This window comes from Mesorhizobium sp. M0598 (genome assembly GCF_040320865.1).
In the GTDB taxonomy this organism is placed as follows: domain Bacteria; phylum Pseudomonadota; class Alphaproteobacteria; order Rhizobiales; family Rhizobiaceae; genus Mesorhizobium.
The window spans coordinates 40,709-61,570 of record NZ_JAMYQL010000002.1 but is presented as its reverse complement, the minus strand read 5'-3'; the positions used below and the strand labels follow the sequence as shown (position 1 = coordinate 61,570).

The following is a 20,862-nucleotide window of genomic DNA, read 5'->3' as shown; positions in this document are numbered from 1 at the left end:
AGCCGGTCATTGCGCCTGCAGCATTTCGGTCCAGACGTCCTGCATCTTCTTGTCGAGGTCGGCGTTCGGCGCCGGATAGGACTGGGCGCGGGCGAGGAATTCCGGCTGCTCGTCGAAGCGCAGGATCTTCTTCTGCTCGTCGCTCAACGCCGCCTTGCTGTTGGCCGGCATGCCCCAATAGCAGGACGAGGTGGCGAGCCGCGCCTGGCCTTCGGGGCTCATAATGTACTGGATGAATTTAAGCGCCAGCTCCTTGTTCTTGGAATCCTTGAACATTGCCAGCGACTGCGACCACAGCACGGCGCCTTCTTTCGGGATAGAGAAGTCCAGGGCAGGGTTTTCCTTGGCCAGCCCCGCCGTCACCCATTCGCCGCCGCCGACCAGAATGTCGACCTCGCCGGTCGCCAGCGCCGTCTGGCTGGCGGTCACTTCGCCGACCAGCTTGGCGTTGGCCTTCATTTTGAGCAGCTCTTCCTTGATGGCGGGAAGGTCGGCTTCGGTCAGGTCGGCGGTCTTTTTGCCGATCGCCAGTGCGGCCATGCCGATGACCGGCAGGTAATAATCGTAGATGGCGATCTTGCCCTTGTATTTGTCGCCGGTCAGCGCGGCAAGCGACTGCATGTCGGCCGGGTCGACCTTGGTCTTGTTGTAGCCGATCGTGTTGTAGCCGAACTTTTCAGTGATGCCGTAACGCTTGCCGTCGACGACGGTGGAGCTATCCATCTTCACCTGCGGAAACAGGTCAGCCAGCGGCAGCTTGTCTTCCGGTAGCGGCTCGAACAGGCCTTTTTCGACGCCGCGCGGTATGTCGATGCTGTCGATCACCATCACGTCCCAGTCGCCGGGCTGTGATTGATCGACGATGGCCAGGCCGGCGCCGGTGCCTTCAAACTCCTTGACATTGACCTTGACGCCGTTCGCTTCCTCGAACGGCTGCAGCAGCGCCGGATCGGCGTGATCGCACCAGATCAGCGCGTTGAGATCCTGCGCCTGAGCGAGGCTGCCCGCCGCCAGCAGCAGTGCTGCCGCGGCACACGCGCCTTGGAGATGGCTCTTCAGAACGGAAAGCGGATTCCTGACTGTTAGATTGGGGGTCTTTGGATTGACGGACATCGAGTGTTCTCCCTTGCCTTTTTGGCTTGTAGGAAAAATTGAACCAATTCTAAAATTGAGTCAATTCTGTTTTTGTGGCAAACAGCCGTTATGAGCGGATTGCGGGCAAGGCAGAAGGCGGATCGGCACCGCCGCATCATCGAGGCGGCGGCGGCGCTTTTCCGCGATGCCGGTTATGAAGGCGCCAAGATCGAGACCATCGCGGCGCAGGCCGAAGTCTCGGTCGGTACCATCTACAATTACTACCAGAACAAGGGCGACATCCTCGGCGCCATCGTCTCGATGGAGGTCAACGAGGTGCTGAATGCCGGGCGCGGCGTCGTCGCCAACCCACCGGCCAATGTCGGCGACGCTCTCGATACGCTGCTCGGCATCTATATCGAGCACTCGCTGCATTATCTCAGCAAGGAGATGTGGCGGCAGGCGATGGCGATCTCGACGCAACTGCCCGACAGCCCGTTCGGCCAGGCCTATACGGGGCTGGACCGCGCCCTGACCGAGCAGATCCGCGCGCTGATCGTCCGCCTGCAGGCGCTCGGCCTGGTGCGTCGCGACATCGACGGGCCGGCACTCGGCGAGCTCATCTTCAACAACATGAACATGATGTTCATCGAATTCGTGAAGCGCGAGGAGGCGAGGATTGCCGAGTTGCGGGCGGCGATACGACGGCAGAACCGGATTTTGGTTGCGGCGATCGGAGTGTAAGAAGGTCAAGGGCGAGTTGGGCCTGCAACACAAATCGCCGCAGCCGGAGCATCGCCTACCGGTTGATCAGCCATAGAATGGCCGAGAGCACGATGCTGACCAGTATCCCCGTGGTAATAGGGACATAAAGCCTGAAGTTCTCACGCTCGATCACGATATCGCCGGGCAGCCTGCCAAGGCCGGTCCGGGCCAACCAAGGCCACAGCAGGCCTATGGCGACTATGCTGAGACCAACGACGATCAGAGTTCGCGACATGGCAGCATCCTGCCGGAAATAGTATCATGCCGGAAATATAGTGTTGACGGGTCTTGCAAGCAGCGCTTCCTTTCGATGTTGCCTCTTGAGTTGAGGATGAAATCTGATACAACCTAAAAGGGTATCAAGGGAGGGATTGGATGCAGATTTCCATCTGGCATTGGGCTATAGTGCTGCTGCTGATCGGCGTGCCTGTTTTCTTTGCCGTTCGGTCAGCCGCAAAGCCATTACAGGATACTTCGGCTCTCGTAGGTTTCGGAGGCTGGCTTATGCTGCTTGCGATTCTTCAGGCTTTCTCCCCGCTACGCACGCTCGTCTCATTGGGCTCATCGAGTGAAGGCTACCGACAGCTCATGACGCTCCCGAATGGCACCTTGGCGGTCTACGGAGAGATTGCCCTCTTGCTGGCGTTTGTGGTGTTCCAGGTGGTTGTGCTCTTTGCGATGCTGCTGCGGAGTTACCGCTTCAAGCAGCTATTCCTGTATCAGTGGTTTGCAATACCAATCGTGTTTATTCTGGACGCGGTATGGATCTCAGCGGTTATGAGCGCTCCCGTGAGCTTGGTGCTTGCATGGGATGCGCTGGTAATGCCCGCAGTTTCTTTTGTCCTGACCGGCATCTGGGTCGCCTACGTCTACAAGTCGGTCAGGGTGAGAAACACGTTCGACCGGGTCGCCATATCCGGTCAGGTCGCGAGTGCTTCATAGAGCTTGCCGCGAGTCCTATGTGTGGCTGCCGACAAAAATGCCGGGCGCCCAATATGGACCCGGATCATCCGGCTACTAGGCCTGCTCGAGCGAGGATTTCAGGAGCCGGCATGACATGCCCGTGCGGCTTGCAGTAGACGGGGTCGATCGCGTGATAGCCAAGCAGATGGCCGAGTGGCGCCAGGAACCCCAGCGCCACTCGCTGAATCGCAGGTGGCGGGTGCGTGAAGACGATCACGTCGGCAAATTCTCTGGCGATGACTGCTGCCTGAAGCGGCGAAGGTCTACCTTTTCTGTCCACCTTGCCGGCATTGGCCAGGCCGAAGAGCATGCCGATCAGCAGCTCGAAACGGTTCGGGTCGACATTGTCCGCACCTGGCGCCCGGTCGACTTCGACCAGGACATGCGCTTCTTCGGTTTTGCTGCTGTTCCACCAATCATGTGCGACGCCTGCTTCGACCGTGGCGGATTGGCCAGGCCCCAGGGACAAAGTCTTCCCGGCGATGCAGGCGTCGAGACGGCCACGGAGGACGGCAAACCGTTCCGTCAGATTCGGGTGGAAGTGCTCGCCCACCACTGCGGCTCCCGGCCGGGCGGTCAGATGAGCGATGCCAGGTCCCTGGCCGCGGTCTTCGGTGCCACGCAGGATGACCGCATATTCGCCGGTCACCTTGTTCTCGTAGACATCTCCACAGCGTGACATGGATCGGCTCCGGAGTTTCAGAGCACCAATGCCCGGCAACTCTATCGTCAAAGGCTTGGTCGTTCAACGACGCTCCAACGGGCGATTGCGGAAACACCAGTTGCCGGCTCTTCGTCAACGCGGGCGATCAGCGCTCTACCGAACATGCTTAGGCGGCCGCGCTCGCGGAAACGGCACGACCGTCAGTGGCGCCTTGCGGAATTCCGCGATGGCTATTTCTTCAATCAGCGCGTCGAGGGCCTCGTTGACGCGTCGGCTCGTTTCATCCGCACCGCAGAGGCGGTTTTGTGCGCACTCCAAAAGCTCGCGCGCCGCGGCGAAATCACTTCGCATGACAACACCCTTTGGTTTTTGGCCCGCCGCACCGACATTGTCGGCGCGCTTAATTGAGCGAGTGCTAATATACACAGGAGCAATTTAATCGAATGGTACGAGATGGCCGAGGTCGGGAGAGAGGGCCGAAATGACGGCTCTGCAACGGCGAAGTCACGCCCGGGCTCAGCGTCTCTAGATATGAGATGCTAACTCGTTGTCTGGCGACAGATTGTGCCAGCAATTTCACGGAAGTTTCTGGTGACCCGACGAGGACGGTCCCGACACGTACGCCCCTAATACGATCTTGGGCGGCTTATATATTCTCTGGCGGCGGCAATCTGGCGCCGGTGCTCGCGGAGGAAGGCTGCGCCGAAACAAATGGCAAAGGCCAGTACTGAAAGGCTTGTCGTTGCTCTTGATGTTGGATCGGGATCGGGACTTAGCAGGAAACGGAAACCGAACGCGAAGGCGAAGACGATAAATCCGCCAAATATGCCGTTGATGAAGGGGGCGGTCGTGCGTTTCTGCTCCAACGAAGACTCCTAGGTTTTCCGCTAGGGAACTATGGTTTCCGCTAGGGAATATATGCGTTGAAGCTGATGTGCTACCGATCCTGACGGCCTCGGCCTGTGGATATCGGGGATGAGCAGATATCAAGCGCCCCGGAGGTCTCAAGAAGCCCGTACTGGTGCCCCCGGACGGAATCGAACCGCCGACCTTCGGTTTACAAAACCGCTGCTCTACCAGCTGAGCTACAAGGGCACGGCGCTCCGGTTACCATATCTGCCGCGCCAGTAAAGACAAAACTCCGTTTTCGGCTGCCGCGAACGCGCCGGTTCTGCCGCCAGGGCGTCCTGAAAACGGCCAATTCGCTTCCTATATTGATCGAAGGTGCAATCGCATCAGCGAGGCAGTCGCATGATCAGGTTTGTCATCATTCTCCCGCTCGTCGTCGTGGCCTGGGTTCTCCTGGTGAAGCTCATCAAGGACCTGAAGCGCGCCAATATCGACTGGACCGGCGTCACCACCATCATCGGTTTCATCGCGCTCGCCTTCTGGCTTCGCCATATCACCGGCATGGGCTGAGGCCTGCCGGTTGTTCCGGTGAACTGTCGACGGCGTGACCGTTCGTGGTCGCGCATCAGACCGCGCGATTTCTCCCGCCGAGAAAAAATCCAAAAAGACCTTCGAACCTTTTTCCTTGTTGCGACGACTGATGGTCAAGAGGCGGTTGGATCGCCTCCCACAACAAGGAGATCGTCATGTTCAAGCGCACCATCATTTCGGGCCTCGTCGCCACCACTGTCGCCGCCGCCATGCTGGTCGGCACCGTTCAGCCGTCGGCCGCCCATCACAAGCACAAGCACCTCGGCATCGGCATTGCCGCAGGTGTCGGCGGCTTCCTGCTCGGCAGCGCGCTGGCCCAGCCGCGCACCGTCTATATCGAGGAAGACGGCGGCTCGTGGCACGTCCGGCGCTGCCTCAATCGCTACCAGAGCTACGACCCGTACTCGGACACCTATGTCGGCTACGACGGTTATCGTCATCGCTGCCGGCTTTGAGAGCCACTACTGCCAATTTTGAGAGGAGGTGACCGTTTCATGCAACCGGAAGAAGGGCGCCCCACTGGCCCTTTTTCTGTTGTTCGGCGATAGGCTTCTTGTCGAAATCGACTGACTATCAGTGTCGGCGCTGCCCCTCATCTGCCTGCCAGCATCTTCTCCCCGTATAGTGACGGGGAGAAGGGACGCTCTCGGCGATGATTTCGCCAGTCTCCAGCGCTGCAAGAGGGCGCCAAGGTCGCGGTCAGCTTCTTTCTCCCCGTCACTATACGGGGAGAAATGCCCGGCAGGGCAATGAGGGGCAGCGCCAGCTTCAGTCTCCAAGCAATTGAGCTATCATTTTGTCTCTGATTTCACCAGGAACCCGGCAGTATACAGCGATTTCCCAACAGCCTAATCTGCACCGATACCGAAACAGGGAGAGGGCGCTTGGGCGAGCACGATCCGAACGAAGAGCCGATCGAGACGGTTTTCCGCAACGGCACAATCACCACAGTCGGCATCCTGCTGGCGTTCTCGCTGGGCTTCATCACGCATTGGGCCGCCAACCCGATACCATGGGAAATCTATCACCTGGCCGCCGTCGTGCCGATTTTGATCGGCATTGCCCTGCAGATACGAGCGCTGCGGTTGCTGCTCGACATAACGTCTCTACAACGGCGCGTTTATGAACGCGCCAATCGTATCTTCATTGCCGGCCTCATCTTCACCGCCTGCGGAGTTGGGCTGGCGATGCTGCTTGATTTCTACGACCTATCGACCAAGAGCGCGGTGCCCGGGGCCTAGCTCTGGCCATCCTGGCAGATGTCGCACCATTCCGCGCTGGTCAGCGCTGCTATGCGCTCGGCTCGCTGCCAAGGCCGGGAGGGGTCGGCAGTCCGCCGATCATCCTCGTCACCTCCGCCGCCGCATCGTGCACCAGCGGCCCGATCTCGGCCAGCCGTTCCGGCGTGACCCGTACTGTCGGCCCGGAGACCGAAACGCCGCCGATCGGCTCGCCGAATTCATTGAAGATGGCGGCGGCAACGCAGCGCATGCCCGGATGCCGCTCCTCGTCGTCAACCGACCAGCCGCGCAGCTTGATCGTCACCAGGTCGCGGGCGAGAGCCGAGATATCGGACAGCGTGTTTTCGGTGAAGCGCTCCAGCCCGGCCCGGCGCAGGATGGTGGCGACGCGCTCCGGCTCGAGATACGCCAGCACCGCCTTGCCGATGCCCGATGCATGGAAAGAGCTGCGCGTGCCCGGCCGGAAAAAGGCGCGGATCGCCTGGTGCGTCTCGACCTGACTGACGAAGACGACGCAATCGTCCTCGGCGACGCCGAGATTGGCGGTCTCGCCGGTCTTCTCCATCAATTCCTGCATGACGATACGGGCGCGGTCGACCAGCTTGCGGCGGCGCAGGAACGCCGCCCCCATGCGATAGGTCTCGACGCCGATCGACCACAGTTGGTCAGGGCCGTCGAACTCGACCATGCCGTGGTTTTCCAGCGTCGTCAGCATGCGGTAGGCGGTGGATGCCGGCAGACCGGAACTGGCGGCGATCTCGCTCAGCGACAGGCCACTGCCATCGGCGACGATTGCCAGGATCCGCAGCGCCCGGTCCAGCGACTGCACCGAGGCGGCCTCGGACGGCCCGTTGAAGGCGCGCGGCCGGCCGCGCTGGCGTTTTTCGGTGGTTTCCATCGGGCCATTCTTCGCCCTGTTCGCCCAAACAGGCAATGAAAAAGTTTTCCAGTGATTTACGAAGCGAATTCATGGAAAACAAAAAGGCCAATCAATTCAACCAACAAGAGCTGTTTTCTAGAAATGGAAAAATATTCTGAAAAAATTGAAAAATCATTGGTGCGCTGGCATCATCGGCTATCAACAATTCCGTGGAGGCTGACATGGCCAGGATGCGCGCAGTCGACGCAGCGGTTCTCGTTCTCGAAAAGGAAGGCATCTCCTGTGCCTTCGGCGTGCCGGGTGCTGCGATCAACCCGCTCTATTCGGCACTGAAGGCGAGGGGCAGTATCCGCCACATCCTTGCGCGTCACGTCGAGGCGGCCTCGCATATGGCCGAAGGGTTTACCCGCGCCAGATCGGGCAATATCGGTCTGTGCATCGGCACCTCGGGTCCTGCCGGCACCGACATGATCACCGGCCTCTATTCGGCCGCTGCCGATTCAATTCCCATCCTCTGCATCACCGGGCAGGCGCCGCGCGCGCGTCTCAACAAGGAGGATTTTCAGGCCGTCGACATTGCGGCGATCGCTGCACCCGTCGCCAAATGGGCGGTCACCGTCATGGAACCCTATCTGGTGCCGATGGCGCTGCAGAAAGCGTTCCATCTGATGCGCTCGTCGCGGCCGGGGCCGGTGCTGATCGATTTGCCTGTCGATGTGCAACTGACCGAGATCGAGTTCGACATCGATGCCTACGAGCCGCTGGTGCCGTTCAAGCCGGCAATGTCGCGCGCCCAGGCCGAGAAGGCGTTGACGATGCTGAATGCGGCGGAAAAGCCTGTCATCGTCGCCGGCGGCGGCATCATCAACGCCGATGCGTCCGATCTGCTGATCGAGTTCGCCGAGGTCGCCGGCGTGCCTGTCATTCCGACGCTGATGGGCTGGGGCGCGATCCCCGACGACCACCGCCTGATGGCCGGCATGTGCGGGCTGCAGACCTCGCACCGCTATGGCAATGCCACGATGCTCGAAGCCGATTTCGTTTTCGGCATCGGCAACCGCTGGGCCAACCGCCACACCGGTTCGATCGACGTCTATACCAAGGGCAAGAAATTCATCCACGTCGATATCGAGCCGACGCAGATCGGCCGGGTCTTCGCGCCGGACCTCGGCGTCGTCTCGGACGCCGGTGCGGCGCTTAAGATGCTGCTCGACGTCGCCACCGAGTGGAGGACGGCCGGAAAATTGCGCGACTGGTCGGGCTGGGCCGGCGAATGCCGGCAGCGCAAGAAGACGATGAAGCGCAAGACCCATTTCGACCAGGTGCCGCTGAAGCCGCAGCGCGTCTACGAGGAGATGAACAAGGCGTTCGGCCGCGACACCACCTATGTCACCACGATCGGCCTGTCCCAGATCGCCGGGGCGCAATTCCTGCACGTCTACAAGCCACGCAACTGGATCAATTGCGGCCAGGCCGGCCCGCTCGGCTGGACATTGCCGGCAGCCCTCGGTGTTCGCGCCGCCGATCCGGACCGCACAATTGTGGCATTGTCCGGCGACTATGATTTCCAGTTCATGATCGAGGAACTGGCGGCCGGCGCACAGCACAAATTGCCCTACATCCATGTCGTCGTGAACAATGCCTATCTCGGCCTGATCCGCCAGGCGCAGCGCGGCTTTTCGATGGATTTCGAAGTCAGCCTCGCCTTCGAGAACGTCAATCGACAGGGCGATCCAGAGGCGGGCTACGGCGTCGACCACGTCGCCGTTGCCGAGGCGATGGGCTGCAAGGCCGTCAGGGTGCGCCGGCCGGAGGAATTCGCCGGTGCCTTCGAAGAGGCAAAGCGCCTGATGGACGAGCACCAGGTTCCGGTGGTGCTCGAATTCATCCTCGAGCGCGTCACCAACGTTTCGATGGGTACCGAAATCGACAAGATCACCGAATTCGAGGAGCTTGCCGAACGCCATGAAGATGCCCCCACGGCGATCGTCATGCTCGATTAAGCCGCATATGAGGAACTACTGCCATGCCACGGTTCTCAGCCAATCTTTCGATGCTCTTTGGCGAGCATGACTTCCTCGACCGCTTCGATGCCGCCGCCCGCGCCGGCTTCAAGGGCGTCGAGTATATCGGCCCCTACGACCATGCGCCGGATGTCGTCGCGGCCAGGTTGAAGAAGAACGGGCTGACGCAGGTCCTGTTCAACCTGCCTGCCGGCGACTGGGCCAAGGGCGAGCGCGGCATCGCGATCCTGCCCGACCGCGTGCCGGAGTTCCGGCAGGGCATTGCCAAGGTCGTCACCTATGCCCATGCGCTCGGCTGCGAGCAGGTCAACTGCCTCGCCGGCATCGCGCCGCAAGGCGTCGACCGCTCCGTGCTGGAAGACGTCTTCGCCGAAAATCTGGCTTTCGCGGCCGAAAAGCTGGAGCAGGCCGGCATCAGGCTGCTGATCGAGCCGATCAACACCCGCGACATTCCGGGTTTTTTCCTGAATTACTCGGATCAGGCCCTGGCGCTGATCGACCGCGTCGGCTCGAAGAACCTGTTCCTGCAATACGATATCTATCACATGCAGATCATGGAGGGGGATCTCGCCCGTACCATCGAGGCAAACCTCAACCGCATCGCGCATATCCAGCTTGCGGACAATCCCGGCCGTCATGAGCCGGGGACGGGCGAGATCAATTTTCCCTTCCTGTACAACCACATCGACCGCATCGGCTATTCCGGCTGGGTCGGTGCGGAGTACAAGCCCAAGGGCGGAACGGAAACCGGGCTCGGGTGGTTTCGGGACGCGGCCGGGCAGGGCAGCGCGGCGGCGTAGACGCTGCGTATCGCACGTCGCGTTCCTGCGCGCCCCCCTCTGGCCTGCCCTCTTTGCCAAAACTTGGCATCTCCCCCACGAGGGGGGAAATTGGATGTCGCCGCCGCTTTCGCCAATTTTCGAGGTTTAGAAAGTTACAAGCCGACGCCGAAATTGCCGATCTCCCCACCCGTGGGGGAGATGGCCGGCAGGCCAGAGGGGGCGCGAAAGAACTCGGCCTTAACAAGTACGACGGAGAACTAAAAATGGAAATCATCGGCTTCATCGGCCTCGGCATCATGGGCGCGCCGATGGCGGGGCATCTGCTAGACGCCGGTTATCAGGTCGTCGCCAGCGACCACCGCTCGAAACCGCCGGCCGACCTCGTCGCCAAGGGCCTGAAGGTCGTCACCGGCCATGATGCCGTCGCACGTGCCGCCGACATCGTCATCACCATGGTTCCGGATACGCCGCAGGTCGCCGACGTGCTGTTCGCTGAGAATGGCGTCGCGTCAGGCCTCACTAAAGGCAAGCTGGTCATCGACATGAGCTCGATCTCGCCGATCGAGACCAAGGAATTCGCAAAAAAGATCAACGATCTCGGCTGCGACTATCTCGATGCGCCGGTGTCGGGCGGCGAGGTCGGCGCCAAGGCGGCTTCGCTGACCATCATGGTCGGCGGTGAGGAAAAAGCCTTCGAACGCGCCAGGCCTATCTTCGAGAAGATAGGTAAGAACATCACTCTGGTCGGACCGAACGGCGTCGGACAGACCACCAAGGTCGCCAACCAGATCGTCGTCGCGCTGACCATTGAGGCCGTCGCCGAAGCGCTTGTTTTTGCATCGAAAGCCGGCGCCGACCCGGCCAAGGTCAGGCAGGCGCTGATGGGCGGGCTCGCAAACTCGCGCATCCTGGAAGTGCATGGCGAGCGCATGATCAAGCGCACTTTCGCGCCCGGCTTCCGCATCGAACTCCACCAGAAGGATCTGAATCTCGCCCTTGAAGGCGCGAAAGCGCTCGGCGTCGCCCTGCCCAACACTTCAACGACGCAGCAATTGTTCAACTCGTGCGCGGCGAATGGCGGGTCAAAGGAGGATCATTCGGCGCTGGTTCGGGCGCTGGAGCGGATGGCGGGATGTGAAGTGGGTGAATAGTGAATAGTGAATGGTGAATGGTGAATGGTGAATGGTGAATAGGTAGTCAGTTGCAGATAGGTGAGTAGTTGGTAGTGATTGGTCACGACTTACGTACAGTCTCACCATTCACTATTCACCATTCACTCTTTCAAAAATTTCCTCGCCGCATAAAGCGCCACCGCCGCGGCATTCGACACGTTGAGCGAACGGATGGCGCCGGGCATGTCGAGCCGGGCGAGCGTCGTCACCGTCTCGCGTGTCTTCTGGCGCAGGCCTTTGCCCTCGGCGCCAAGTACCAACGCGATCTTTTCTCCGGCAAAGCTCGTTTCGAGCTCCGCCGGCCCGTCCGAATCCAGGCCGATCGTCTGGAATCCGGCCTCGTGCAGCTGCCCCAGCGCGTCGGCGAGGTTCTTCACCTCGATCTGATCGATATGCTCGAGCGCGCCGGAGGCCGATTTCGCCAGCACGCCGGATTCCTGCGGGCTGTGGCGCGCCGTGGTGATCAATGCACCGGCGCCGAAAGCCACCGCCGAGCGCAGGATCGCACCGACATTGTGCGGATCGGTGATCTGGTCGAGCACCAGCACCAGCCTGGTGTCGCCGAGCGCATCGAGCCGCTTCGGTTTCAGCGGCTCGGCCTCGATCACCACGCCCTGGTGAACGGCATCCGAGCCGGTGACCTTGTCGATGTCCCTGGGTTCGACCAGTTCCGCGTTGAAGGGCAAAGCGCCAAGGTCGGCGATTGCCAGTCGCTCGGCAGCGTTGCGCGTCACCAGCATCTTCTTGATTTTGCGGCGCGGATTGTCGAGTGCGGCCCGCACCGTGTGCAGCCCGTAGAGCCGCACCAGCCCATCCGCCGGGTTCTCGCCGGGCGGCACCGGCTGGCGTGGCCTGAATGCAGGCGCGCCACCGCTCTTCTCGTCGCGATGCGCGCGGCGCAGCTTCGCGTAGTGGGTGTCTTTAGGGGTCTTCGATTTGTTGTCGTTGCTCATGGCCGGCTTCTATAGCCGTGTCGTCCGGCCATGGATACAGCTGCATAAGCTGCTTGTCGGGCGAGGCGTGAGATTCAGCGCTTTTTGCCGGACTGTTGCGGTTGACAGTTTTGGGCGCTGCCGCCATAAGGCGCTTCGCGGAAGGGCTGCTTTGGCGGCCGCGACGCGTCGATGCCTCGTTGCATGGCTCCGGCGGCAGACTGGAGAGGTGCCCGAGTGGTTAAAGGGGACGGACTGTAAATCCGTTGGCTATGCCTACGTTGGTTCAAATCCAACCCTCTCCACCACTGCCGGCCCGGAAGCCCTGAAACGCAGAGCGAGCGTCGGAGCGGATCCGATGCTTGACTGAAAGGCGCGGGTATAGCTCAGTGGTAGAGCAGCAGCCTTCCAAGCTGAATATGCGGGTTCGATTCCCGCTACCCGCTCCAGATTTCCCCTAAGCCGCGGCGCACCTCGCGCACGATGCCGAAGCAGGCAGCCCCAAGCGAAGCGCTTTGCCGATAGTTCAAAGTATTCGTTGCGCGTCCAGACGGACGCGCATCTTAATCTGTGTTACCGTTGTCCCGAACCGCAGGCGGCGTTGGGACAGGCGTCAGCTCGCGAATTTGCTGAATATGGACGCGAGCTGGTTCTGCTGCGGCACTTGCCCGTTCGGCGTCAACTGGTCGACAAGCCCTGGCAAGGCCGCGGACAATTGCTTGAGCAGATCCTGCTGGTTCAGGCCCGTCCTTTGCGCGATCTCCTGAATGATTTGTGGCCCGAGAGCACTGCCCAGATCGCTGGGGTTGATCGGCTGGTTCTGACCGGTACCGACCCACGAATTGGCGACGTTGCCGTGGCCGGCGTCCTTCAGTTTGTCGAGCAGTCCGCCCAGACCGCCGAGCAGTCCGCCGTCGGCGGATGCGGTTGTATCAGGCGAGACGGGGGCAGGGCTCTGCGCCGCCTCCGGCTGGGCGGAACTTCCACCGCTCAGCATTTTTCCCACCAAAAGTGCGCCGAGCGCGATCATCAGCGGCTTGGCGACGTTGCCGCCGGGAACGGCATTGTCAAACAGTCCCATTGTGGATCTCCATGTCAAATTGCCCGTCCGTCTCCGACAATGACGCATTCATGGCGAATTTCAAGCCGGTTTGAGCTTTCCGTAATCATGATTTTCAAGTTGGCTTGAGCTTTGCTTAATAATGTGGAAGTAATCGAGCGCGGGGAACGGAGAGGAAAAATGTCAATATTAAGCTGGATTATTCTCGGCGTCATCGCCGGCTTCATAGGCAGCAAGATCGTCAATAAAAGCGGGCAAGGCCTTGTGCTCGATATCGTGCTTGGGATCGTCGGCGCCATCGTCGGCGGGCTCATCTTTAGCGCCTTTGGAGCGTCGGGCGTTACCGGGCTCAACATCTATAGCCTGATAGTCGCCGTGGTCGGTGCGGTGGTGGTCCTGTGGGCCTATCACCAGTTCAGCGGCAAGAGGGCTCTGTAGAAGCCGCTCGGCAATTGCGTCGGCATTCACCCGAATGCCGACCGCCTATCTGATCCTTTTGAGGATTTCGCGGATCAGCGTGTTGAGGCCGGCTTCCAGCCCTCTCACCATGATCGGCCATAATTCCTCGAGCAATCGCTGCCATACCGCATCGCGCCCAATCCTCACCGGTAGATTTGGCATCGCGCCCATTGCCACCGTCACGTCGCGGCGCAGCCGCTCGCCACAGGCGCTTGCGCCGCTGATCGTCGGATCGAAGGGCAGCCGGGTGAAATCCCATTTTCCGCGCTGCTCGATGCCGAGATTACTCTCGACTTCGGCATGCGACAGCACCGTTTTGGGCGTGACCTTGATGCGGTAGTATTTGCAGAGTTCGGCGACGACGGCGGCCATCGCGTCCCACTGCGCCCTGGTCATCGGATAGCGGCCGGCATCGAACGGCCTTTGCTCCGCCCCGGCCATGCAGCAGAGCGAAACCCCGATCGAGCCGCCGTTGCAGTTGAGCGTGTGCGCGGCATATCCCGGTTTTACCCGGCCTGAATTGAGCGCGATCGAAGGCCGGCCCCTGACCAGGCGGCCATTCCCCTCGACCAGTATGTGATACGCATCCCTGTCGGTATCGCCGGCCGAATGCGAGCCCGCCGTCCAATGGCAAATGACGCGCTTCATCGCAACATTGGGCAACCAGTCGGGCGGCAACGCCACAGAAATCCCCGCGACATAAGTTCAGTGACGGAGCACAGTATAGTTTCGTTGGCGGCCGACGCGAAAACGAAACGATAATTTGGTTGAGCGTTTTCTAACGGTCAGCTATTCGCCGGCATCTCCGGCGACCGCGTGTTCTCTGTATTGCGGCAGATCGTCGGTGATCGTGAACCACTTCGCCTTCGAGCCGACGAAGATGTGCTGCGTCGGGCGGATGGTCGGCTCGTCGACGAGGGTTCCCATGGCGACATGCACGAAGGCACCGTCGCGGACCACGGAATAGAGCAACGAGCCGCAAGTCCGGCAGTGCGCGTCATGGCCGGTTTCGTCGCCGAAGATCATGAGATTGTCCTCGCCCTTGGTCAGGCTCAGCCTGTCGCGTTCGATGCCGGCGAATGGCTTGAACGCCGAGCCGGTGGTGCGCCGACAGTTCGAGCAGTGGCAGTTCGCGGCATAGATGAACGCGTCCGCCACCGCGTACTGAACGGCGCCGCACAGGCACTTTCCGATAAGCCTGCGGTTGCGTGAATTCTGGTTGTCATCCGGGCTTGCCACGCGCTCCTCCTATTGTGCAGGCCGATTTCAGTTTCAAGCGACGACGGTCAACCGGCGCTTGCGCTCGTCGAGCGAGACGATGGTCAACCCGCTGGCCACCACCAGCAGGATGCCGCAGATGGCCAGCGCATTCGGGAGCTGCCGGAAAACCACCAGGCCTGAAATCACCGCCCAGACGGTAAAGCAATAGTAGAACGGCGCCACCACGCTGGTCGGCCCGACGCGATAGGCCATGAAGATGAAGAAGTGGCCGAAGATCAGGAACAGTCCGGCGCCGCCCATCAGCAGCAGGTGACGGATTTCAGGCACCACCCACTGCTCGGAAAGCAAATGAGCTGCCCCGGCGCCCGCGAGCACCACAATCACCGCGGAAATAGCTACGACCATTCCCGGCACGTCGGCGGCGACCTTGCGTCCGGCCAGATCGCGCGCCGCGGACAGGGCGGCATTGCCTAGCGCCAGCAGGGCATAGACCGAAATCCCCTGCATTGTCGGTTGTGCCACCATCACTGCGCCGATAAAGCCGAGCCCGATCAGCGCCAGGCGCAGCCCACCGATCCGTTCGCCAAACAGCATCGAGGAGCCGACCAGCATCAGCAAGGGCGTGATCTGCCCGAGCGCGGTCGAATCGGCGATCTGCATGTTGGCGAGCGCCACCACGTAGCAAAGGATCGCACCCAGTTCGAGCATGTTCCTGCGCAAAACCTTGGCGTCGAGGATCAGCGGGATCTGCTTGCCATAACCCAGCATGAACAGCAGCGGAATGCCCCACAATGTTGCCGCAGCGCCGCGCAGGAACAGCACCTCATAGGGCGGCAGTCCCGCGGTTGCGAGTTTCATCATCGTGTCGTTGACGATGTAGGACCCGGTCGAAACGACCATGAACAGCGGGCCTCGTATGGCAGTCGGGATGAAATGCATCGGCCCACGAAATCAGACCGGCGCCAGGGCGGCAATGGGCCAGATCCGGCTGTAAATCCGTCAAAGCCGTCAGCCGCCGCCGCAACCATTCCATTTGCCCTTGTTCGTTCCTATATCCGCGCCACATTCTCCGAAACCGGATCACACGTTCGGGCCGGGCGAGCGCGCTCGGCGACAAGGCACTTGTGTTTTTCGGCCTTAGTCGCTAATCGCCCCGCATTCGACTGAACTGAAGGTCCAGGCCGTCCCCAGGCCGTCCAAGGAAAGAGACTATGGCAAAAGGTAAATTCGAGCGCACTAAGCCTCATGTGAACATCGGCACGATTGGTCACGTCGACCATGGCAAGACGTCGCTGACGGCGGCGATCACCAAGTATTTTGGCGAATACAAGCGCTACGACCAGATCGATGCGGCGCCCGAAGAGAAGGCGCGCGGCATCACCATTTCGACGGCGCACGTCGAATACGAGACCGCCAACCGCCACTATGCCCATGTCGACTGCCCCGGCCACGCCGACTACGTCAAGAACATGATCACCGGTGCCGCGCAGATGGACGGCGCGATCCTGGTGGTGTCGGCCGCCGACGGCCCGATGCCGCAGACGCGCGAGCACATCCTGCTCGCCCGCCAGGTCGGCGTGCCCTCGATCGTGGTGTTCTTGAACAAGGTCGACCAGGTCGACGACGCCGAGCTGCTCGAGCTGGTCGAGCTCGAGGTGCGTGAGCTTTTGACCAAGAACGAGTTCCCCGGCGACGACATTCCGATCGTCAAGGGTTCGGCGCTTGCCGCACTTGAAGACAGCGACAAGAAGATCGGCGAGGACGCCATCCGCGAACTGATGGCTGCGGTCGATGCCTACATTCCGACGCCGGTGCGTCCGCTCGACAAGCCGTTCCTGATGCCGATCGAGGACGTGTTCTCGATCTCGGGCCGTGGCACGGTGGTGACCGGCCGCGTCGAGCGCGGCGTCGTCAAGGTCGGCGAGGAGCTGGAGATCGTCGGCATCCGTCCGACCACCAAGACGACCTGCACGGGCGTCGAGATGTTCCGCAAGCTGCTCGACCAGGGCCAGGCCGGCGACAACATCGGCGCGCTGTTGCGCGGTGTCGACCGTGAAGGCGTCGAGCGCGGCCAGGTCCTGGCCAAGCCCGGCACCGTCAAGCCGCACAAGAAGTTCGTTGCCGAAGCCTACATCCTGACCAAGGACGAGGGCGGCCGCCATACGCCGTTCTTCACCAACTACCGTCCGCAGTTCTATTTCCGCACGACGGACGTGACCGGCATCGTGTCGCTGCCGGAAGGCACCGAGATGGTGATGCCGGGCGACAACATCACCGTCGATGTCGAGCTGATCGTGCCGATCGCCATGGAAGAGAAGCTGCGCTTCGCCATCCGTGAAGGCGGCCGCACCGTCGGTGCCGGCATCGTCGTCACCATCAAAGAGTAGTCGCCGGCGCTGCCGGTTGAGATCGGATGCAAAGGGGCGGTCTTCGGGCCGCCCTTTTTGATTCTGATATTCTGGCAATGGATTAACCGCATTGCTTCAAATCCTGTTGCAAGCGCCTCTGCCATAACTAGTATAGGTTGCATCGAGGGGGATGCCCGAATGGTTCCATGGCGCCGTTTGCATAGTCAGGCATGGTGGTCGCTAGGGCTGATCTGCCTGGTGTCGTTGCTTGCCATGGGCCACGCTGCCTTCGCAGCGGATGCAAAGAAATCCACGCCGGAAAAATCCGCGCCGGATTTCGGCCCGACGATGCGGTTCGTCGTCGTCCGCAGCAGCGCGCCGGGCTGCGAGCCGACCTGTCCGGAATGGATATCGGCGGAAGGCTCGATAGAAGCCGGCACGCCGGCCCTGTTCAAACGCGCGCTGAAAGCGCTTGGCGGCCGAAAGCTGCCGATCGTCGTCGATTCCCCCGGCGGCAATGTCGAAGCGGCGCTGACACTTGGTCGCCTGATCCGCAAGAACAAGCTCGATATCGCCGTTGGCAAAACCCGCTTCGTCGGCTGTCTGCCAGATGTGAAGAACTGCAAGGAAAACGACGGCAAGGGCGCCGTTTATTTTGGCAATGCTTATGCCGATGGCGCCATCTGCAATTCCGCCTGTCCGTTGATGTTTTCCGGTGGCATCCGGCGCGTGGTCGGGGAATGGGCCTTTCTCGGCGTCCATCAGATCACCACGACCTATATCCGGACGAAATTGCTGTACCGCACCACTTATCGCATGGTGAAAGGCAAGAAGAAGATACTCAGCACCAGGGTCGTCAGCCGGAAGAACGCCGGCAGCTACAAGACCTATGAGATGAACAAGCCGCTGGAGCGGAAGCTGGCGGCCTATCTGAAGGAGATGGGCGTCGGCCTGGGTGTGCTCGAGACCATGAAAAGCACACCGGCCAGCGGTATCCAGCAATTGGCTCCCTACGACATGCTGCAAATGAATCTCGTCACCAGCCGGGATGCCGTCGACCTGCTGACCGCGCCAACCCTATGCACGTCCGATCCGTTGCCGGCGAGTTGCAGGGAGGTGCCGGCGCCGGCGAATATCACGAAGCCGGCCGGCGAAGTGGTGGCGAAAGCCGAGCCTGCACCCGCAGGGCTCGAAACCCCGCGGCCGAAGGAGGTCGCAGACATGCGCTTCGTCCTGGTCCGCGGCAGCAACCCGCTTTGCAATCCAAACTGCCCGGAATGGATCTCGGCCGAAGGCGCGATTGCGCCTCAGACCCCGCAGAAGCTGCGCCAGTTGCTCGCCATGCTTGGCAACCGACGGCTGCCGGTGGTGGTCAGCTCACAAGGAGGCGACCTGTTCAGTGCTCTGGCGGTGGGGCGACTTATCCACGAAAAGAAGCTCGACATCGCCGTCGCCCGCACCGATTTCGTTGGCTGCGACCCGGGAGAGTGGAGTTGCTTGGCTAAAGAGGGCGCCTATGCCGGCCTGACCGTCGATTCGGGAGCGGCATGCGATTCGGCCTGCGCGCTCATGCTTGCCGGCGGCGTCAGACGGTTTGTCGGTCCGCAAGCGCGGCTCGGCATGTACCTGATGGGACAGCAGCAGATAATTAAGACCTATCTCGAGGACATGGCGATTGGTCCCGGTCTGTTCGCCGCGCTCGAGCAGCGCTCGGTCGAGCGCCAGCTCGAACCAGACCTAATGCTGAAGGTTGGACTGACGACGGGGCCGCAATCGGTGGACGCGCTGACGGGCGCCACCATCTGCAAGTCGTCGCCGAAGCCCGACAACTGCCGCGTTCTGCCGTCCGCCAGCGCCGAGGCAGAGACGCCGGCGAAGCTTTAGCGCAACCTTGCACTGGCCATCGAGGCAGGTTGAGCGGCGCTCGATGTTTCCGCTATCGTCCAGCGCGGTTGAAGACCAGCATCGGAGGGATCGCGAATGAGCCAGGATGTCCCGACATTGTTTGAATGGGCAGGCGGCACCGAAGCGCTGAACCGCCTGACCCAAACCTTCTACGACAACGTCTCTCGGGACCCCATCGTCGGGCCGGTGTTCAAGCACATGTCGCCGGACCATCCCGCTCACGTCGCGGCTTTCATCGGCGAAGTTTTTGGTGGACCGAAAACCTACAGCGAAAAGCACGGCGGCCATCGCGAGATGGTGATGCACCATCTCGGCAAGCATCTGACCGAGGAGCAGCGCCGGCGCTGGATCAACCTTCTCGCCGACGCCGCCGACGAGGTCGGCCTGCCTGACGATCCCGAATTCCGCTCGGCTTTCATGGCCTATGTCGAATGGGGATCGCGGCTGGCCAAGATGAACTCCAACAAGGGCCCGACCTGCGACCCCGAGACGGAACCAATGCCGGCCTGGGGCTGGGGGGTGCCGGGCGGCCCCTACAAGCCGCCTTCGGGAACCTGACCGCGCGCGAATCGGTCGAAAGCCTGCCGGCCAGGAAAACGGGTGGCTATGGAGGTCTCGGTCCTCCAGGCTAACGGTCTAAGGTCGCCGTCGAATGGCGGGGCCACATTGAAAACCGGAGGCTTTGCGATGAGATCGGAAGGCAAGAAAAATTCAGACAGCGTCTTTGACAGCGACCGCGGAATCCGAAATCCGTTTGGCTTCATGGACGTCCCCACTCCCGACGACGAGGAGGTGTCGGCGTTCGCCGCCGGCGTGAAACTGGAGGGAACTCCAAGCGATGAAAATGCCGAGGCATGGGGCACCGACCGCGACCGCGACCGCAACGACACCATCGAAGGCAGCTGGTCCAGCCGATGGAACGGCGGTGCCGATCCCACGATCCCGGGCGATACCGAGGATAAATGGAAGTCCGGCCGGGGCGAGGTGAAGACGGCGGGAGAGAGAGTTTACCTGCTGTTCGATTGGCATAATGGCGTGCGCAAGGGGCTCATCGATGCCCGGCGCCAGGGTGCGAAAGGGCTGGCGGGAAAATACATCAATCTGACCGACCCGGAAATCGTGCGTCCCCGGGTCGGCTTGATCGTCAGCAATCAAAGGATCGACGGGAAATGGCCGGGAGGACGCCTGGACTTTCGAAGATGAAGGCCGGGTAGCGCACGTCGCTCTTTACAGAGCGCGCGGAAGCTTTTAGGAAGCGCCTGCTGCGCCGACATGCGCATACGGGCATAGCTCAGTTGGTAGAGCGGCGGTCTCCAAAACCGCAGGTCGTAGGTTCGAGCCCTGCTGCCCGTGCCATTCTTCGAATGGATACCTAAAAGCAATTCTTTTGCAGTGCGGCCTTTGAAAACCGGCTTGTGACTTGCCATATAGCATAAGTTGCGGCATAAGGGCCGCATAGCCGGGACGGAACGACTGGATGGTTCCGAGGCGGCGTTTGGCCATAAAGCGGACACTTGCCACTTGCGTGGATCAAGAATCGGTTTTATGTAGACGAAACAGACACGCGACGCGTGGAGCTGGGAAGCCGGCTTTACGCGTCTGATTTGCATGGGCGAAATGATTGCGCTGATTCGGCGCGAACGCACGCTCAAGCGGCACGTCCCGGCCAGCGGGATCATCCAGGAGACCCGGCCAACGGGTCTTGCAGACAGAGCGGCATATGGCTTCGAAAACCACAAATCCTTTCACCTTTCTCCAGCAGGTTCGCGCGGAGACCGCCAAGGTCACTTGGCCGTCGCGGCGCGAAACGATGATCTCGACGGTGATGGTCCTTGTGTTCGCGGTCATCGCGATGATCTTTTTCTTTACCGCAGACGTGGCCATGGGCTTTGCGGTCGAAAAAATCCTCGGCCTCGGACAGTAAGTCCGGCG

General features: G+C 61.2%; 25 protein-coding genes and 4 tRNA genes. 17 read left to right on the top strand and 12 right to left on the bottom strand.

Going from position 1 to position 20,862, the window contains the following annotated elements; genetic code table 11:
* Positions 1–6 precede the first annotated feature (6 nt).
* A complete protein-coding gene (locus NKI59_RS03315; protein WP_352702338.1) occupies positions 7–1,113 on the bottom strand; it encodes a polyamine ABC transporter substrate-binding protein in 1,107 nt (368 codons plus the stop codon).
* 90 nt (positions 1,114–1,203) lie between these two features.
* Between NKI59_RS03315 and NKI59_RS03310 the strand changes: the two genes are divergently transcribed.
* The gene (locus NKI59_RS03310; protein WP_352702335.1) at positions 1,204–1,818 is read left to right on the top strand and encodes a TetR/AcrR family transcriptional regulator; all 615 of its coding nucleotides are present in this window, start codon (positions 1,204–1,206) and stop codon (positions 1,816–1,818) included.
* 55 nt (positions 1,819–1,873) lie between these two features.
* Here the strand turns inward: NKI59_RS03310 and NKI59_RS03305 are convergent, their stop codons facing one another.
* On the bottom strand, positions 1,874–2,074 hold the full coding sequence (locus tag NKI59_RS03305) for a DUF2905 domain-containing protein (RefSeq protein ID WP_023679908.1): 201 nt from the start codon (positions 2,072–2,074) through the stop codon (positions 1,874–1,876).
* Between the two features lie 140 nt (positions 2,075–2,214).
* Between NKI59_RS03305 and NKI59_RS03300 the strand changes: the two genes are divergently transcribed.
* A complete protein-coding gene (locus tag NKI59_RS03300; RefSeq protein WP_352451071.1) occupies positions 2,215–2,781 on the top strand; it encodes a DUF2569 family protein in 567 nt (188 codons plus the stop codon).
* 64 nt (positions 2,782–2,845) lie between these two features.
* Here NKI59_RS03300 and NKI59_RS03295 read toward each other — a convergent pair whose 3' ends face one another.
* The 4 genes from NKI59_RS03295 to NKI59_RS03280 all read right to left on the bottom strand — a co-directional run bounded on the left by NKI59_RS03295 (position 2,846) and on the right by NKI59_RS03280 (position 4,561).
* Positions 2,846–3,484 carry a cupin domain-containing protein gene (locus tag NKI59_RS03295; RefSeq protein WP_352702332.1) on the bottom strand — a complete coding sequence of 213 codons (639 nt, stop codon included), beginning with the start codon at positions 3,482–3,484 and terminating at the stop codon, positions 2,846–2,848.
* Between the two features lie 135 nt (positions 3,485–3,619).
* Positions 3,620–3,817 (bottom strand): hypothetical protein, encoded by a 198-nt coding sequence (locus NKI59_RS03290; RefSeq protein ID WP_084641813.1) that lies wholly within the window; start codon positions 3,815–3,817, stop codon positions 3,620–3,622.
* A 275-nt stretch (positions 3,818–4,092) separates the two neighbouring features.
* The gene (locus NKI59_RS03285; protein WP_156937488.1) at positions 4,093–4,332 is read right to left on the bottom strand and encodes a hypothetical protein; all 240 of its coding nucleotides are present in this window, start codon (positions 4,330–4,332) and stop codon (positions 4,093–4,095) included.
* 153 nt (positions 4,333–4,485) lie between these two features.
* Positions 4,486–4,561 (bottom strand) — tRNA-Thr (locus NKI59_RS03280).
* 156 nt (positions 4,562–4,717) lie between these two features.
* Between NKI59_RS03280 and NKI59_RS03275 the strand changes: the two genes are divergently transcribed.
* From NKI59_RS03275 to NKI59_RS03265, 3 genes are all read left to right on the top strand, one after another.
* A complete protein-coding gene (locus NKI59_RS03275) occupies positions 4,718–4,885 on the top strand; it encodes a hypothetical protein (RefSeq protein ID WP_352492505.1) in 168 nt (55 codons plus the stop codon).
* Positions 4,886–5,061: 176 nt separating this feature from the next.
* On the top strand, positions 5,062–5,361 hold the full coding sequence (locus NKI59_RS03270) for a BA14K family protein (RefSeq protein WP_352578232.1): 300 nt from the start codon (positions 5,062–5,064) through the stop codon (positions 5,359–5,361).
* A gap of 429 nt (positions 5,362–5,790) precedes the next feature.
* Entirely contained in the window at positions 5,791–6,147 is a 357-nt protein-coding gene (locus NKI59_RS03265) for a hypothetical protein (protein ID WP_352451067.1), read from the top strand.
* 49 nt (positions 6,148–6,196) lie between these two features.
* On the opposite strand, the gene bhcR is transcribed toward NKI59_RS03265, so the two are convergent.
* Positions 6,197–7,045, bottom strand: coding sequence for an HTH-type transcriptional regulator BhcR (bhcR, locus tag NKI59_RS03260; protein WP_352702330.1), 849 nt, complete (start codon positions 7,043–7,045; stop codon positions 6,197–6,199).
* Positions 7,046–7,248: 203 nt separating this feature from the next.
* Between bhcR and gcl the strand changes: the two genes are divergently transcribed.
* The 3 genes from gcl to NKI59_RS03245 all read left to right on the top strand — a co-directional run bounded on the left by gcl (position 7,249) and on the right by NKI59_RS03245 (position 10,984).
* Positions 7,249–9,030: a glyoxylate carboligase gene (gcl, locus tag NKI59_RS03255; protein ID WP_352702328.1), complete on the top strand. Its 1,782-nt coding sequence runs from the start codon at positions 7,249–7,251 to the stop codon at positions 9,028–9,030.
* Between the two features lie 23 nt (positions 9,031–9,053).
* Positions 9,054–9,851, top strand: a complete 798-nt coding sequence (gene hyi / locus NKI59_RS03250; RefSeq protein ID WP_352702326.1) for a hydroxypyruvate isomerase — start codon at positions 9,054–9,056, stop codon at positions 9,849–9,851.
* A 245-nt stretch (positions 9,852–10,096) separates the two neighbouring features.
* On the top strand, positions 10,097–10,984 hold the full coding sequence (locus NKI59_RS03245) for a 2-hydroxy-3-oxopropionate reductase (RefSeq protein ID WP_352702324.1): 888 nt from the start codon (positions 10,097–10,099) through the stop codon (positions 10,982–10,984).
* Between the two features lie 122 nt (positions 10,985–11,106).
* Here NKI59_RS03245 and NKI59_RS03240 read toward each other — a convergent pair whose 3' ends face one another.
* Positions 11,107–11,958, bottom strand: a complete 852-nt coding sequence (locus NKI59_RS03240) for a TrmH family RNA methyltransferase (RefSeq protein ID WP_352702323.1) — start codon at positions 11,956–11,958, stop codon at positions 11,107–11,109.
* Positions 11,959–12,160: 202 nt separating this feature from the next.
* Here NKI59_RS03240 and NKI59_RS03235 point away from each other — a divergent pair.
* Together NKI59_RS03235 and NKI59_RS03230 are read left to right on the top strand one after the other, a co-directional pair.
* Positions 12,161–12,245 (top strand) — tRNA-Tyr (locus tag NKI59_RS03235).
* 67 nt (positions 12,246–12,312) lie between these two features.
* A tRNA-Gly gene (locus NKI59_RS03230) sits at positions 12,313–12,386 on the top strand.
* Positions 12,387–12,550: 164 nt separating this feature from the next.
* On the opposite strand, the gene NKI59_RS03225 is transcribed toward NKI59_RS03230, so the two are convergent.
* Positions 12,551–13,018 (bottom strand): YidB family protein, encoded by a 468-nt coding sequence (locus tag NKI59_RS03225; protein WP_352702320.1) that lies wholly within the window; start codon positions 13,016–13,018, stop codon positions 12,551–12,553.
* Positions 13,019–13,177: 159 nt separating this feature from the next.
* Between NKI59_RS03225 and NKI59_RS03220 the strand changes: the two genes are divergently transcribed.
* On the top strand, positions 13,178–13,435 hold the full coding sequence (locus NKI59_RS03220; RefSeq protein WP_023717513.1) for a GlsB/YeaQ/YmgE family stress response membrane protein: 258 nt from the start codon (positions 13,178–13,180) through the stop codon (positions 13,433–13,435).
* Positions 13,436–13,480: 45 nt separating this feature from the next.
* On the opposite strand, the gene NKI59_RS03215 is transcribed toward NKI59_RS03220, so the two are convergent.
* From NKI59_RS03215 to NKI59_RS03205, 3 genes are all read right to left on the bottom strand, one after another.
* Positions 13,481–14,140: a peptidoglycan recognition protein family protein gene (locus NKI59_RS03215; protein WP_352451060.1), complete on the bottom strand. Its 660-nt coding sequence runs from the start codon at positions 14,138–14,140 to the stop codon at positions 13,481–13,483.
* A 105-nt stretch (positions 14,141–14,245) separates the two neighbouring features.
* Positions 14,246–14,695, bottom strand: a complete 450-nt coding sequence (locus NKI59_RS03210; RefSeq protein WP_352702318.1) for a GFA family protein — start codon at positions 14,693–14,695, stop codon at positions 14,246–14,248.
* 33 nt (positions 14,696–14,728) lie between these two features.
* Positions 14,729–15,616: a DMT family transporter gene (locus NKI59_RS03205; protein ID WP_352702316.1), complete on the bottom strand. Its 888-nt coding sequence runs from the start codon at positions 15,614–15,616 to the stop codon at positions 14,729–14,731.
* 272 nt (positions 15,617–15,888) lie between these two features.
* Between NKI59_RS03205 and tuf the strand changes: the two genes are divergently transcribed.
* The 6 genes from tuf (at position 15,889) to secE (ending at position 20,854) form a co-directional block, all read left to right on the top strand.
* Positions 15,889–17,064 (top strand): elongation factor Tu, encoded by a 1,176-nt coding sequence (gene tuf, locus NKI59_RS03200; RefSeq protein WP_254817137.1) that lies wholly within the window; start codon positions 15,889–15,891, stop codon positions 17,062–17,064.
* Between the two features lie 159 nt (positions 17,065–17,223).
* Positions 17,224–18,909: a COG3904 family protein gene (locus NKI59_RS03195; protein WP_352702314.1), complete on the top strand. Its 1,686-nt coding sequence runs from the start codon at positions 17,224–17,226 to the stop codon at positions 18,907–18,909.
* A 96-nt stretch (positions 18,910–19,005) separates the two neighbouring features.
* Positions 19,006–19,488, top strand: a complete 483-nt coding sequence (locus NKI59_RS03190; RefSeq protein WP_352702311.1) for a group II truncated hemoglobin — start codon at positions 19,006–19,008, stop codon at positions 19,486–19,488.
* Between the two features lie 129 nt (positions 19,489–19,617).
* Entirely contained in the window at positions 19,618–20,133 is a 516-nt protein-coding gene (locus NKI59_RS03185) for a hypothetical protein (protein ID WP_352702309.1), read from the top strand.
* A gap of 77 nt (positions 20,134–20,210) precedes the next feature.
* Positions 20,211–20,286 (top strand) — tRNA-Trp (locus NKI59_RS03180).
* 364 nt (positions 20,287–20,650) lie between these two features.
* Positions 20,651–20,854 carry a preprotein translocase subunit SecE gene (gene secE, locus NKI59_RS03175; RefSeq protein ID WP_023680439.1) on the top strand — a complete coding sequence of 68 codons (204 nt, stop codon included), beginning with the start codon at positions 20,651–20,653 and terminating at the stop codon, positions 20,852–20,854.
* The last annotated feature ends 8 nt before the right edge of the window (positions 20,855–20,862 follow it).